The 13,399-nt window shown below is 43.8% G+C and carries 13 protein-coding genes; 7 read left to right on the top strand and 6 right to left on the bottom strand.

Features of this window, described 5'->3' with window-relative positions; all coding sequences use genetic code 11:
* Positions 1 to 103: 103 nt before the first annotated feature.
* Positions 104 to 565, bottom strand: a complete 462-nt coding sequence (locus L5M28_RS09485) for a hypothetical protein (protein ID WP_028760398.1) — start codon at positions 563 to 565, stop codon at positions 104 to 106.
* Between the two features lie 131 nt (positions 566 to 696).
* On the opposite strand from L5M28_RS09485, the gene L5M28_RS09480 reads away from it, so the two are divergent.
* Positions 697 to 1,386 carry an energy-coupling factor ABC transporter permease gene (locus L5M28_RS09480; RefSeq protein WP_263203188.1) on the top strand — a complete coding sequence of 230 codons (690 nt, stop codon included), beginning with the start codon at positions 697 to 699 and terminating at the stop codon, positions 1,384 to 1,386.
* Between the two features lie 160 nt (positions 1,387 to 1,546).
* Here the strand turns inward: L5M28_RS09480 and L5M28_RS09475 are convergent, their stop codons facing one another.
* The 3 genes from L5M28_RS09475 to L5M28_RS09465 all read right to left on the bottom strand — a co-directional run bounded on the left by L5M28_RS09475 (position 1,547) and on the right by L5M28_RS09465 (position 6,236).
* Positions 1,547 to 1,903, bottom strand: coding sequence for a glutathione S-transferase N-terminal domain-containing protein (locus L5M28_RS09475; RefSeq protein ID WP_263203186.1), 357 nt, complete (start codon positions 1,901 to 1,903; stop codon positions 1,547 to 1,549).
* Between the two features lie 301 nt (positions 1,904 to 2,204).
* Positions 2,205 to 5,600, bottom strand: a complete 3,396-nt coding sequence (locus L5M28_RS09470) for a DUF748 domain-containing protein (RefSeq protein ID WP_263203183.1) — start codon at positions 5,598 to 5,600, stop codon at positions 2,205 to 2,207.
* A gap of 255 nt (positions 5,601 to 5,855) precedes the next feature.
* Entirely contained in the window at positions 5,856 to 6,236 is a 381-nt protein-coding gene (locus L5M28_RS09465) for a VOC family protein (protein ID WP_263203181.1), read from the bottom strand.
* A 435-nt stretch (positions 6,237 to 6,671) separates the two neighbouring features.
* Between L5M28_RS09465 and L5M28_RS09460 the strand changes: the two genes are divergently transcribed.
* The 3 genes from L5M28_RS09460 (at position 6,672) to L5M28_RS09450 (ending at position 8,037) form a co-directional block, all read left to right on the top strand.
* Positions 6,672 to 7,376 (top strand): DUF445 domain-containing protein, encoded by a 705-nt coding sequence (locus L5M28_RS09460; RefSeq protein WP_105253144.1) that lies wholly within the window; start codon positions 6,672 to 6,674, stop codon positions 7,374 to 7,376.
* 102 nt (positions 7,377 to 7,478) lie between these two features.
* Entirely contained in the window at positions 7,479 to 7,829 is a 351-nt protein-coding gene (locus tag L5M28_RS09455) for a VOC family protein (RefSeq protein ID WP_105252887.1), read from the top strand.
* A complete protein-coding gene (locus tag L5M28_RS09450; protein ID WP_028760391.1) occupies positions 7,804 to 8,037 on the top strand; it encodes a DUF1289 domain-containing protein in 234 nt (77 codons plus the stop codon). Before L5M28_RS09455 ends, L5M28_RS09450 begins: the two co-directional genes overlap by 26 nt.
* 125 nt (positions 8,038 to 8,162) lie before the next feature.
* Here the strand turns inward: L5M28_RS09450 and cdd are convergent, their stop codons facing one another.
* Positions 8,163 to 9,053, bottom strand: coding sequence for a cytidine deaminase (cdd, locus tag L5M28_RS09445; protein ID WP_263198168.1), 891 nt, complete (start codon positions 9,051 to 9,053; stop codon positions 8,163 to 8,165).
* Between the two features lie 211 nt (positions 9,054 to 9,264).
* The gene (gene sbcB / locus L5M28_RS09440; RefSeq protein ID WP_263198166.1) at positions 9,265 to 10,683 is read right to left on the bottom strand and encodes an exodeoxyribonuclease I; all 1,419 of its coding nucleotides are present in this window, start codon (positions 10,681 to 10,683) and stop codon (positions 9,265 to 9,267) included.
* Between the two features lie 176 nt (positions 10,684 to 10,859).
* Here sbcB and L5M28_RS24220 point away from each other — a divergent pair, with 176 nt between their 5' ends.
* From L5M28_RS24220 to L5M28_RS09430, 3 genes are all read left to right on the top strand, one after another.
* Complete coding sequence (locus L5M28_RS24220) at positions 10,860 to 11,015, top strand: Arm DNA-binding domain-containing protein (RefSeq protein WP_411569171.1); 156 nt, start codon at positions 10,860 to 10,862, stop codon at positions 11,013 to 11,015.
* An 87-nt stretch (positions 11,016 to 11,102) separates the two neighbouring features.
* Entirely contained in the window at positions 11,103 to 12,119 is a 1,017-nt protein-coding gene (locus L5M28_RS09435; protein ID WP_263198163.1) for an IS110 family transposase, read from the top strand.
* A 389-nt stretch (positions 12,120 to 12,508) separates the two neighbouring features.
* Entirely contained in the window at positions 12,509 to 12,979 is a 471-nt protein-coding gene (locus L5M28_RS09430; protein ID WP_263198162.1) for a hypothetical protein, read from the top strand.
* The last annotated feature ends 420 nt before the right edge of the window (positions 12,980 to 13,399 follow it).

Genomic DNA, 13,399 nt, shown 5'->3' with positions numbered 1-13,399 from the left:
ATGCTTGCTTTTTATTCTGCTTATTATCGTTTTAGCTATTTTTAGCCGATTTAAGTTTTTTGTATTGGTAACTGTGCACGTTTCTTCATTACTTTGAGTTTAGTTAATAGCTCATAAATTTTTGTTTATCAGCATTGGTTGCACCCTCTTGGCACTCACCGCGGATTTCTCCTCGACCGGGCTCGATAATTCGGCTTAATTCAATATAACCTTCGCGGCAATAACCCGTCATTTCAAGGGTTTTGATTAAACCTAAATCAACCTGTCTCCCCCAAATTTCTAATGAGTCCTGTAGATCTTGCATCGCACGACGTTGCTCACGGGGATCTTGCATATTACGTATGCGTGCCTCGTGTGGAAAAGGGCGCTCTGTATCATTCATTGTCGACTTTTCATCGACCAGCCGCGCTTTGTAGCTGAAGAGTTTAAGGCCATCGCTTTTAATATCCGTCGTTAACTTATCCCGTAATTTTCCGGCGAGTTCACTCGGGTCAATTGGCGCACTGCTGCAGGCGATGAGCGAGAAACAACTTAAGATGGCAAGGCTGAGATATCGAAACGGCATAATCAAATTTAACTCTTAGTTATTAACTGGCAGAAGAATACCTTAATATGGCCCTAAAGTTCATGGATTTATGGCATTCTCATAGGATGAGTACGCGCCGATAGGTGTAATGGATTAAGGATGGGCGAGTAATGTTGGCGTTTTGGTCGAATAAATGGGCGCAAATCGAATGGGATATTAGCCTGACTCAAGGTATATGTCTTATGTTCTTGGCGTTATGGATCTACGCCATATGGCCAAAAGAAGAGTTAGTGCAGCTCCGGCGGGATAAACATCTCCAATTACGTTTGTTGCTGACGTTGGTGGGGATCAATGCACTGTGGTCGTTAAATGCCAGTATTCAAACTGGGTTGCATCTGCATTTTCTGGGAATTGTCACTTGTATGCTGATGTTCGGCTGGCGTCTTGCGACTCTAGTGTTGCTGTTGCCTAGCGCTTTTTTTAGTCTTTTTGTATTAAAGCAGCCCGCTGATTTTGGTGCTTTTAGTTTGTTCGCTATGGCTGTGCCGCTGTTTCTGTGTTTTATCCTATACAGTCGCAGTTACCATTTATTTCCTAAACATATTTTTGTATTCATCTTCGTCGGTGGTTTTATCAATGCGGGCCTCTCAACTGTGTTTCATCAATTGAGTTGGGCGACGTGGTTGTGGTCTGCAGCGGATTACGATTGGAATGTGTTAGTGGACGACTACCTGATGCTCATCCCTTTGCTGGCATTCCCAGAGGCATTGCTTAATGGCATGGCGGTGACGCTATTGGTGGTGTATCAGCCCCAGTGGTTATTTGATTATTCTGACCGTGAATATTTGTGGCGTAAGTAAATGCGATAAAAGAATGTGATAAAACAACGCAATAAAAGAACTGCGCCCGAAACCTCGTCATTCCAACGTAAAGCCCTTTGTAAGGGCCCATAGAACAGACTATTGAAAAGGTTATTGGACGCACTTATTTGTATATTTGCGCTGACCGTTGCGCCGTGATTTAGGCGAAGCGTTGGTCTAAGTAGTTAATGATTTCTTTTGATTCATATAACCACTGTACTTGACCGTTTTCTTCAATCCGCAGACAAGGCACTTGCTGTTTGCCGCCTTGAGCGATGAGTTCATCTTTATGCGGCGCTTTTTTAGCGTCGTGGGTCACTATGTTGAGTCCTTGGCGACGCATTGCACGGCGGACTTTTACACAAAATGGGCATGCAGGATATTGATACAGGGCTAATGCTTGAGTTTGAGCATCAATTTTTTGTTGCTCAGCCAGTGGACGTTGGCGCTTCTTAGGGCTAAATACGAAGTTTAAAAACAGAACAATCCTGCCTAAAATCCAGCGAATGATAAACATGTTATTGACCTTAATGATAATTTTTGTGGAAGAACATTTGTGCGTCATGGCGCCACAGAAAGCGTGCGGCGAGTCTGGGTTCCAGTCGTTTAAAACTGTGATCTCAGTTGTATAAAGGCCGCAGAGTGTAACCTATGGCACCAAGCACGGCCAACATTTTAGAGTGAATTAACAGATAGATGATTTGATTGTAGAAGAATGGTTTTTTGATTGGTTATGACGCTTAGCCATAAGGTAAAAGCCCGCTAAAGTCGAACTTTAGCGGGCTTAGTTTTATATAAAAAGCAGTTAATTGGCTAAGTTATTGAGCATCAATGGTGAGGCTCACTTGGGCTGTATTCTGGGTTAAACTCACTCGGCTTTCGAGCAAGAAGATCCGCTCTGGAGCAATTTCTTTCACGTCCACAAGGTAAGCTTTAACGGCTTTTGCTCTTTCTTGGGCTAAATTACCCAACATGCCATCGTTAACATTCTGTGCTTTTACCGACAGATTATATAAAGCGATATGCCAGCGGGTGGTGATTTCGTCATCTGAAAGCTGCGCGTCTTTGGCCTCTGCGATAACAGTGTCTTTTATTTGGGCAGGATCGGCTTTAACTTCTTGTTCATAAAGCTTTACTAGCGCATCGGCAAGCGGCCCTTGGGTCGGGAATTGACTCGGACTTAAATCATCAGGTAACGCACTAAATTCAATATTGGCTAATTTAGCCAATTTACGCTTCATGATGCGCTCAGCAATGGCTTGGCTGTCATTGATGGCATCGACTTCCCCTTCAACGCTGAGCTTGAGCATAGGTCTGTCGAGTAAGGCGCTAGCGAGTTTGTCTAAACTTTTTTGCTCATCTTCACTTAGGTTGAATTTGCCTGCGGCAAAGCTGATCTTATCTAAGGTTTCGTCAGAGCCTATGAGTCCTGCTAAGAAAGTGAAGGGCGCTGTGACGGCTTTAGTGATCACATTGGTAATCGCCGTCATTATGATGCTGCCGACACTAAAGCTAGGTGAGTCTAAATCGCCAGAGACTTCCATGCCTAAATCAATCACGCCGTTACGGTCCTGCAGCAGGGCAATCGCGAGCGTGATGGGTAAGCTAGTGGCAAGGTCACTGTCACTGGGTTTACCAAGTTTCAGTTGGTCTATGACTAGATGGTTACTGCCCTTGAGCTTGTTCTTATCGAGTTGATAGTTCAACGATAACGATAGCTGCCCTTTATCTATGTAGTAACCCGCATAGGTGCCTGAGTAAGGATTGACTGAGGTTAACTCAACACTCTTAAAGACTAAATCGAGATCTAAATATGGCATATCTAGCAAAGGGTTAATATCACCTTTTAGGGTTACAGGCGCATACTTGTCTATTTTACCTTTGATATCGACCGAGGCCTTAGTCCCTGGCGTTGACGACAAGTGAGTGATATTACCTTCAAGTAACTCAATCCCTGAGGCAAAGTTTGGTGTCAGTGAGTTATCGGCAAAGTAAGCTGAGCCTTGGCTAAAGCTAATTTTTTGAATATCGAGGCTTAACTCAGGCGTTGTCTTGCTTGCCGTTTGCAGCTCGGTTTGCTTAGCACTGGCTGTGGTTGTGTTTTTAGTTGTCTTGCTATTTGCAGCCGGAGCCTCAACGATAAGATCGCTGATATTAGTGGTTCTATCTTTGGCTATCACCACTTTGGCGTAGGGTTGATTAAAGGCTAAGTGATCAATTTTGATTTGATTTTTCTGTTGGTCAAAATCCAGTTGATTGATATTCATCTTTTGCCATTTGACTAGTGGAGCATTACGCAATTTGTCATGAATAGCTAAATCATCGAGCTCAACACTACCACCGTAAATGGCTTTGCCTTTAGCATCGGCGGTCAGCTTGCCTGCTGAGCTTAATAGACCGCTCTTGAGCTGGATATTCACGTAGGGTGCTAAATAGGGCTGAAATTGGGTTAATGCCAGCTTATCGAGTTGGATATTGGCATCTATGGTTTCGCCCGTCACATCGACTTGGCCTTGAGAGCTCAAAGTACCTTGATCATTGAGGCTGAGTTGTAGCTCATATTCAATCGGAGCGGTTAAGGTACTCGTTATGACCTTAGTTGAAAAATTAAGCGGATACACTCGCCATTGCTGCGGCGTTGCCGTTAGCTTTTGTTCCGATAGATTAAGGTCATAGTTTTCAATATTGAGCGCATCGAGTTGCACTAACCAAGTGTCTTTTGAAGGTGTCTCAGGTGTTTGCTTGACTGGCTGTTGAGGATTTGCCTCTGAAGCGATGTCTGCAGCGGTTTCTTTAGTGGCATCAGTGGTGACATTTGCGGTCGCTTCTGTCTTTTGTTCTGTTTTATCACTCTCGTTAGTTGCGGCTAATTCACTTTTCGTTACTTTGTCTGCGCTATCGCTTGCATCAGTGGCAGTCTCTGCTATTTGACGTTTTTCTTCCACTTGCGCAACTTGTACGCGCTCTAGCGATTGAGCATCTGCTGGCTTAGCATCGATTGGTTTAGCAACCGGCTGCGTAGTCGTTGTGGAGGCGCTTAACGATTTAGGAATGAACAAGCCAACAAGATCGAGCCCGTCTTGGTTCAAAATGGCACTCATTGTTAGGCCATCGCTGTGGAGTTTGTTGATATGCACTTTCTGCTGCTTCAAGTTGGCTGAAATGCCGTCGAGGGCAAACATGGGGAGTTTGACCACTGAGCGATCTTTGTCGTTAATATTAAGTTTTTCAACAATAAACTGGCCATTGTTGCTGGTGACTTGTAACTCACCATTCTCGGCAAGATCCACTTGATACTGAGTTTTAATACTGAGTTCGCCATCCGTGAGGACGGGATTAAATTGATCGTCGATAAATCGCCATAGTGGTGTCAGTTTCAGTTTGGCGATTTGGATGTCACCCGCAACTTTTAGCGGGAACAATTGGAATTGCCCCTGCAAACTGATTTCACCAGCATGATCATCACTGAGTTGGATCGCATAGTGATTGTGCTTGATAGGCACAATGGGTGAGTCAGACGTTAATTGGGTGTTTGCTGTCGTATTATCAACTTTGTTTACTTTTATGGCTGGCGTTATCGATGCCGATGATGCCGCCATCAAATATTCAGTATCAAGGGAACTGAGTTTTAGATTGATATTGGGGTAGTTCACTTGAGCATGGGTAATTTTGTCATCGAAGTTAAATTGTCCTGCATCCAACACAAATTGGCTGAGCAGGACACGAACGGGTGAACTGGTTTCTGTGGGGGCTGTTTCTGTGCTCGTGGATGAATGCTCGTTCAGGGTCTGCAGAATATCGTCGAAGTTGAATCCAGCTTTCCCTTTTTTCTCTCCGCGAATGATATGTGCGTAGGGCGCTTGTATGTGTATGTTTTCGATAACGGCGGCGCGATTAAAAACAGATCGCCAAAAGTGTATTTCGAATTGGACTTGTGCAATTCCAGCAAAAGGTTTGTCGTCTTTTTCTTTAATGGCCAGTTGGTCGATTTCGACTTTGAAATTAAAAGGGTTAATGCGTATATCACCGAGGGTGACGGGACGACCGAGCAGAGTTGAGAGTTTTTCTGGTGCCAGCGTGGTTATCGCATAGGGGAGGATTAAACCTAATGTGCAGACATAGCTAAGGTAGACTGCTGTGAGGTAAATAATCACTCGCAGGTATCTTGGGAGGGCAAAAAAAGAGTGTCTGAATTGCGATAACTGGGTCAGCATTAATATCAAGGCTCCAATGCATAAGACAGGGAAAAACTTCCATAAGTACTGACATTCTAGCGAATAATGCTAATTTTTCCAGAAATTATTTATATTTTTACCAATGAAATCTTGGTATTACACAGACAATAACGTCTTCTGATCTAAGACGTTCCTGAGTGGTAACCTATCATCTACATTGATAACTACATGTGTTTCAGCTTATGGCTGATGATTTGAGTCGTCAATACTCGCTATATTGGAGGCTATTTTTGATCAGCGATTTAAATAACTAATCGCTGCAATAATGGCGCCTTGTGGATCTTTTATCCAACAAAAACGGCCTACTTCGGGTATATCTTCAGGACCAAACAGAATATCCCCGCCAAGTTTTTTTGCGCTGATAGCGACTTGATCGACATCCTTAACGGTAATGTAGCCAGTCCAATGTGAGGGAAGCATTGGGAGCAAACTATCTGTGATCCCCCCAATGCTGACGCCCTGATTTTCAATAATATGATAATTGCCGTGGGGCATTTTGACGGTTTTAAAGTGCCAGCCAAAAATCTCAGCATAGAAGTGCATAGCTTCTTCGGTATTATTGGTTGTCAATTCATGCCAACTTAACGCCCCTGCAGTGTTAAAAGCCGATTCCATAAGCGCATCCTTTATTCTATTTTGGGTAAATTTTGTGTATTGAGCCGAGGTTAACTGTCAGTGTTCAGTACCGTCTGTATTTTGAGCCATATTTTTTGTACGTTATCTTGATTGAGTGTAGTTGAGGTAAGTTGATAATTCACAGACGGTAAATTAAAATTTTTGCGTTTTTTAGGTCGGCAAACATTAAATTAACTTAATGTTCTACAAGGAGATTCACTTTATTTGGTGCTGGCTAATCAGCTTCTTGTGGCTCAGTGGCGCTGCGGCTTAGTTGATGGGCTTCATCTTGCCCCTCGCGCCAAGACTTAGCACTGAAAACAGATTTTAAAACGGGTTTGTTTACTGTGGTTTGAGTGTTAGACCTGACTCCCGTTAACTTGTTAATATAGGCGAGTTTTGCATCTTATCGATGCCACCTTAGGGGATATGAGATTGAATAAGAGTTTAGTGACGAATTTATTGGCGGCTGCTTTGGTCGTAGTGGGTTACCTGATGAATTCGGCAATTGTCCTGAATGTCGGATTATTTGCTTTATCGGGTGCAATTACCAACTGGGTTGCAGTTTATATGTTGTTTGAGAAAGTCCCCGGACTCTATGGTTCGGGAGTCGTGCCTTCTCGTTTTGAAGAGTTTAAGGCGGGCATTGCTCATTTGATGATGAAACAGTTTTTTACCACTGAAAATATCGACCGATTCCTGTCTGAAAAAGAAGGGCTGAGTAAAATAGACTTGGCGCCAGTGATTGAAAAGGTTGATTTAGCGCCTTCTTTTGATGCGTTAATTAGCACAGTCGCCCAATCTTCCTTTGGCGGCATGTTGTCTATGTTTGGTGGCACAGATGCCTTATTGCCGTTAAAAGAGCCGTTTATTGTAAAGATGAAAGCTTCTTTAGTTGAAATGGCACAAAGCGATGCATTTCACGAGTTGCTGAAACAAGAAATTGAACAGCCAAATGTGATGGCCGATCTGCAAACTAAAATTGCTAACATTGTGGAACAAAGATTAAACGAGTTAACACCACAAATGGTGAAACAAATCGTTCAGGACATGATCCAAACGCACTTAGGTTGGTTAGTGATTTGGGGCGGCGTGTTTGGCGGTCTGATTGGACTTGCCGCAGCCTTAATCCAAGGTTAACCTGAGTTAAAGCCGCGAATAGAATGGGAGCTTTGGCTCCCATTTTTACTTACGCATTTTATGTTCATCATTTTGTGCCCTGATTAAATAGCAAGGAAGTCTATGAACCGTCACCACAGTATCAATTATTTGGAAATCCCAAGTCGCGACATTGCGAGTTCTAAGGCCTTTTTTAGCCAGGTTTTTGGATGGACCTATGTCGATTATGGCCCTGAATACAGTTGCTTTATGGATGTCGGCATTACTGGGGGATTCTATCAAGCCGACGTGAATTTCACCCTCGCAAAAGGTTGCCCGCTGATTGTGATCTACAGCCAGAACTTAGAATTGACTCTGACGGCTGTCGTAACAGCTGGTGGCATTATCACAGCTGACATCTTTAGTTTTCCGGGAGGCCGTCGATTCCATTTTGTTGAACCTTGTGGCAATGAATATGCCGTCTGGTCAGAATGATCCTAATGTAACTCCTTGTATTCGAAATTGTTGTTTAGATCAGCAAGATATTTGTTTAGGTTGTTTCAGGCATCTTGATGAAATTTTAGCGTGGCGCGTTATGTCGGAAGTGGAGCGGCAAGCTTGTTTTATTAGGATGGAGGAGCGTAAGGGGGAGTATCTGGCTAAGTTCAATGACGTGGTTAGTAGAAGACAGGATGGAGTATGATTAGCCGTCAGAATTGCTTACGATAATTGATTTTTAAGCTTTAAGTGGATAATCGAACGGCGAAATACGCATTAACGTATTTCGCCGTTGGCATTTTGAAGCACCTTGGCATCTTGAAGCAGACGTTACACTGGATCTACCACTATGTGCTCAAGTTCGATGGCGGCAACGGTATGGAGCGCATCCATAGTCGCGCCAACTAAGCTGATTTTTCCTTGAGATGACTCAATTAAAACCGCACGGCTGATATCGCTAAACTCACGATTGTGGCGCGCCAGATTTGATAAGGCCATCTGCATAGGCAGCATAGAAGGATTGAATGCCGCATTTTCTGCGTAGCGACCACAATAGGTTGCGCCATCATGGGTTTCTAATACCACAGCGGCAAAACTTTGGGTGTAAGGTGCATAGCTTAAACCTGCATGATCTAAGCCTTCTATGATCATAGGATCGGCACTGTCTAGAGCAAATTCAGTTTGTTGCTTGGCCATTAAGGGCGAAGTGACATTTAAGTCTTTTGGCCCAAAAGCATAGGGTAAATAATAGGCCAGAGGATGGCTTTCCTGTGCGGGTAGATGAATGCAGATCTTGCTCCCTTCAACCAGTTCATTCATAAACTGACGACAATGACCGCAAGGACTGGCATTAACTATGATATCAACAATTTGGCTTTCACCACTGAGCCATGCGTGGCTGATAGCGCTTTGTTCTGCATGGACAGAATGAAATAACGCTTCACCGGGTAATTCTAAGTTGGCCCCCATGTAGATATCGCCACTTTTACCTTTGGCTATCGCGCCGACATAAAACTCACTGATAGGCGGTTTGGCCAATGCCGCTGCTATCGGCAGTAATGCTAATAACACTTCTGCTTCGGTCATTTTGCTTGCACTTGTTAGCGTAGCAAGTTGCTGCGCATCAATGTATCCAGCAAAATTCTGGTGCAACATTGGGATAAGTGCATCGGCTAACGGCGTTGGCAGTTGGGTTATGCTACGAATGAATCTATCTTGCATTTCCCTATTCCTTATTTGTTAAGTTCATGGAAGAACATTCTAGTAATTTTGTTACAGCATAAATGCGAGTTAGCTCGCGTTTATACGCTGTCAATGTCAGTGCTATCGAGAGTGATAAACTTATGTTACTCACGTATAGAGTGAGTCTATTGGTGCACACAAATAAGCTTAAGACTATAAAACAAAAGACTTAAGCTTGAATTTACACAACTTAAAGTTCACGCAAATAATGACAAAGGGCAGCAAGTAGCTTTTGCTTAGTCTCATCCGCTTGTGTTTCTTGTAGCAAATTTTCTAATTTAAGTACGTAGTCTTGATCGGCTAAGCGACTTTGACAGAATTCACGCCAGCGCTGCGACTCTGTATCATCGAGTAGTTCAGGGTAATTACGGGCGCGGTAACGAAACAGCATCTCAGGAATACGTGGATCATCAAACTGCAAATCTAACGCCGCTAGATTTTGCGGTAGGGTATGACGGATGATTTCCATTTTTGCTTTATCAGCTTGGCTAAAGAACCCACCAGAATACAGCATCAAATCGGGATCTGTGGTCACTCTGCTGTCATCGTGCTCAAATAATAGCGCCAGTTTTTCGCGTAATTCTGGGTGACGTTTTAGGCGTTTATACTGCTCTCTGGCAAATTCTTTATCTATGCCTAAACGAACGGCATGCTCATCACTGAGGATTTTTGCCGAGGTGATAAAAGGGCACTTATTAAGATGAATTTGTTTTACTGCGATAGGTAATTCATCTTCGGCAAGATCGGCTCTTGACGTATACATGCGCGTTTTAATTTGCTCGACATCTAGCTCGAATAGCGGCGTTAAATCCATGGCTAAATTAACGCAAATAATGGCATTTTTGTTAGTAGGATGGTGCGCTACGGGTGAAATCAACGTTGCACAACCATTGCGCGCACTAATTTTAGAGCTCACGTGAACCAAAGGCTGCATATTGAGCACATCGATTTGATCGCTAACCGCTTGCTTACGGCGCAGGTCAAAATAGTACTGATATAACTTAGGCTGTTTCTCGCGAATGAGTTTTGCCATGGCGATGGTTGCATACACATCAGACATAGCATCATGGGCTTTCTCATGGCTTAAACCATTCGCTTGGGTCAGATGTTCTAGCTTAAAACTCGGAGAGCCATCTTCCTTTGTCGGCCAGTTAATACCTTCAGGCCTAAATGCGTAACAAGCGCGCACTAAATCAATGATATCCCAACGAGAGTTGCCATTTTGCCATTCACGGGCATAGGGATCGATAAAGTTCCGATAAAAGCCATAACGGGTCACTTCATCGTCAAAACGCAGTGAGTTATAACCTGCAACACAAGTGTTTGGTTGGCTAAATAGCGCTTGAATTCGTCCCATAAACTCAGTTTCAGGGATGCCTTTTAAATTAGCTAACTGTGGAGTGATCCCTGTGATTAATATTGCTTCCGGAGACGGCAAATAATCAGTGGCTTGCTTACAATAGAATGTCTCAGGCTCGCCGATGATATTGAGATCTAAATCCGTGCGAATGCCAGCAAATTGCGAGGGTCTGTCTTTCGCTGGGTTCGCTCCAAATGTTTCGTAGTCGTGCCAAAAAATCGACCCTGCTTTATCGTCTTTCATCTTCATTTATTTTCGTTCTCTAAAGCATGTAACTTCATGTTATCAGTAGTTAAATTGCTTTAATTGGATTCGTTGTCATTCACATCAATTTAGTATGCAGCTCTTCGATGTGAGTACATAATCTGTATATATTGGGTTCTGCGTCAGATTAGCTAAAATCACATGTACACAGGGTAATTAAAATGTCTTTATCTGACAATTGGTTACGTGCAATAAACGGCAATCCATATTTAGAGAAACCAGAGCTTGCAGACCGCGACGGCTTAAGCGTTCGTATTATCCCTGCAGGGACTATAACATGGCAGTATCGATTTAGGATTGATAATCAACATGGATAATGGAATGGACCCATCCACTTTTAATCGGCCTCGCAATGGGCCACGATGTAGTCGCTAAAACTCATCAGAAAGAGGACGGGTCCACTTATGAAGATTACTACAATTGGTTTAGATATCGCAAAGTCTGTTTTTCATCTTGTTGGTGTCGATAAAGCTGGCAAGTTAATTAAAAAGAAAATGCTTAGACGCAAAGACTTGCTTCCCTTTCTTGCTCAAATTGAGCCGTGCCTAATTGTGATGGAAGCCTGTGGTGGAGCAAATTACTGGGCCAGAGAATTTGAGCTGTTGGGCCATAACGTCAAGCTAATCGCACCTCAATTTGTGGTGCCTTTTCGGCAAGGTAATAAAAATGACTACAACGATGCCTTAGCCATCGCTGAAGCTGCGCAGCGACCCAACATGCGGTTTGTAAAACCCAAAGGCGTCGCGCAGCAAGATGTGCAACTGCTCCACCGCATGCGCGAACGATTAACTAAACAATCAACCGCCTTAATCAATCAAGTCAGAGGGATGTTAGCGGAATACGGCATTGTGATGACCAAAAGTAAATCGGCTTTTAAAGTACAGTTCCCAGATATTTTAGCGGATGAAACCAATGCGCTGACTACCAAAGGTCGGGCCATTTTTTATCAGTTATATGAAGAATTTAGTGATATAGAAAAACGGCTTAAGGGTTGTGACGTTCAAGTGCTCACTGAAACTAAGAACAATGTGATTTGCCAGCGTTTAGAAACTATCCCTGGTATTGGCCCAGTCACCGCTACTGCCTTTTATGCCGCCGCAGGTGATGGTAAAGACTTCACTAATGGCAAGCACTTTTCAGCTTGGTGTGGCTTGGTTCCCAAACAACACAGCAGCGGAGGTAAAGATAACCTCCTTGGGATAAGCAAGCGGGGAAATGCGTATTTACGCACCCTGTTCATCCACGGCGCCAGAGCGGTGTTACAGCACAGTTGTCATAAACAGGATAAATTTAGTTGCTGGGCAATCCAGTTAGCAGAACGCCGAGGTTTTAACCGAGCCTGTGTAGCCGTCGCCAATAAACTCGCGAGAATGGCATGGGTTATCGCGGCGCATGACGAAGAATATCGACTTCCAGTATAGTGCTGAATAGATTCAATAAATGCTAATAATTAACCAGCCAGCAAGTTGCTAAGACACTTGATTTGATGATGAGACAGTCAGACTGATCTACTGAAAACCTTAGTCGGGCATAGGCTCATAATGAAGCCGCAAGGATGATAAGGACAGTAGAAGCAGATATCCATCAGGGCCAGAGGAATCCCTCAATAACAGGCCGGATATATGGGTGCAATGAACTCTTCTCAAAATCGCTATCGAATGTCTTGCAAACCGGATGGGTCCATATATGCTCCCTTGGTCGTTATCCTGATTTGAAACTAGCTGACACAAGGAAACTGATCCCTGAGTTACGGAACTCAGTGGCAAATAATATAGATCCACGTGTGTTTTGGAAACAGTGCAACACATTTGTGGACCAGACAACCCTGAGGGATTGCAGTGAACAGTTTTTATCGGCGCGAAGTGCAGCACTTAAGCCGGGCACTGTTGCTACGTACCAATCCTGCTTTAGAGCACATCTCTATGATGCCTTTGCTGATCGCAAAGTCGAAAGTATCACACTCGGCGAGTGGATAGATTTTTTCGATAAAAAGGCAATTCATAGTAGAGTCACCGCAGGCGCGATACTCAAACAATTAAAGACGGTGCTTAGCTGGTCCGTTCGCCGGCAAATGATATCGCTTGTTGATGTCCTTCAACTACGAGTCAGTGATGTGGGCTCCGCGCCCAAAGTCGGTTCGCGAGTACTCACCATTCTAGAGTGTGGCAAAATCATCCGTGAGCTTGATAAATGTCGCGCGCCCAAAGCAGTAACCAATGCCATCAAGGCATGTTTACTAACGGGGGCGTATATCAGAAATATTAAAATCCAAACGGGCTGATTTTGACCTTGAGTCGATGGTCTGGACCTTCCGATAAATAATAGCAAAACTAATTTGTCAATCCGGAGGCCAATCAGTCCCGCCTTATTCGACATATTACAAGAACAGTGGAACCTCTATCACTCGCCATGGAGTTTTCCCGCAGCAAACGATCTTAAGTGCCCAGGCAACATCGCTTCAGTAAATAAGCTGGTCCGCGAGATCAAACTAAGACTAGAAATCCCTGACTGGCGTATTCAGGATTTTAGACGCACATTATCGACCAGAATGTTAGAAGCTGGGGTGTTGCCCATGTGGCAGAGAAGATGCTAGGCCATCTATTAGGCGGGGTGATGGCGGTGTACAACAAACATGATTGGTTAGATGATCAAGCTGAGGCCTATGAAAAATGGACAAATAAGCTGAGATTGGCAGCTCTGG

It is taken from the genome of Shewanella sp. SW32 (genome assembly GCF_025653365.1).
Classification (GTDB): domain Bacteria; phylum Pseudomonadota; class Gammaproteobacteria; order Enterobacterales; family Shewanellaceae; genus Shewanella; species Shewanella oncorhynchi.
This window is presented reverse-complemented; position numbering and strand designations above follow the sequence as displayed.

What these genes read in the sequence shown, in the direction of transcription:
- L5M28_RS09485 (WP_028760398.1), bottom strand. Translation starts at nt 565, where the DNA reads ATGCCGTTTCGATATCTCAGCCTTGCCATCTTAAGTTGTTTCTCGCTC.
- L5M28_RS09480 (WP_263203188.1), top strand. Translation starts at nt 697, where the DNA reads ATGTTGGCGTTTTGGTCGAATAAATGGGCGCAAATCGAATGGGATATT.
- L5M28_RS09475 (WP_263203186.1), bottom strand. Translation starts at nt 1,903, where the DNA reads ATGTTTATCATTCGCTGGATTTTAGGCAGGATTGTTCTGTTTTTAAAC.
- L5M28_RS09470 (WP_263203183.1), bottom strand. Translation starts at nt 5,600, where the DNA reads ATGCTGACCCAGTTATCGCAATTCAGACACTCTTTTTTTGCCCTCCCA.
- L5M28_RS09465 (WP_263203181.1), bottom strand. Translation starts at nt 6,236, where the DNA reads ATGGAATCGGCTTTTAACACTGCAGGGGCGTTAAGTTGGCATGAATTG.
- L5M28_RS09455 (WP_105252887.1), top strand. Translation starts at nt 7,479, where the DNA reads ATGAACCGTCACCACAGTATCAATTATTTGGAAATCCCAAGTCGCGAC.
- L5M28_RS09450 (WP_028760391.1), top strand. Translation starts at nt 7,804, where the DNA reads ATGAATATGCCGTCTGGTCAGAATGATCCTAATGTAACTCCTTGTATT.
- cdd (WP_263198168.1), bottom strand. Translation starts at nt 9,053, where the DNA reads ATGCAAGATAGATTCATTCGTAGCATAACCCAACTGCCAACGCCGTTA.
- sbcB (WP_263198166.1), bottom strand. Translation starts at nt 10,683, where the DNA reads ATGAAGATGAAAGACGATAAAGCAGGGTCGATTTTTTGGCACGACTAC.
- L5M28_RS24220 (WP_411569171.1), top strand. Translation starts at nt 10,860, where the DNA reads ATGTCTTTATCTGACAATTGGTTACGTGCAATAAACGGCAATCCATAT.
- L5M28_RS09435 (WP_263198163.1), top strand. Translation starts at nt 11,103, where the DNA reads ATGAAGATTACTACAATTGGTTTAGATATCGCAAAGTCTGTTTTTCAT.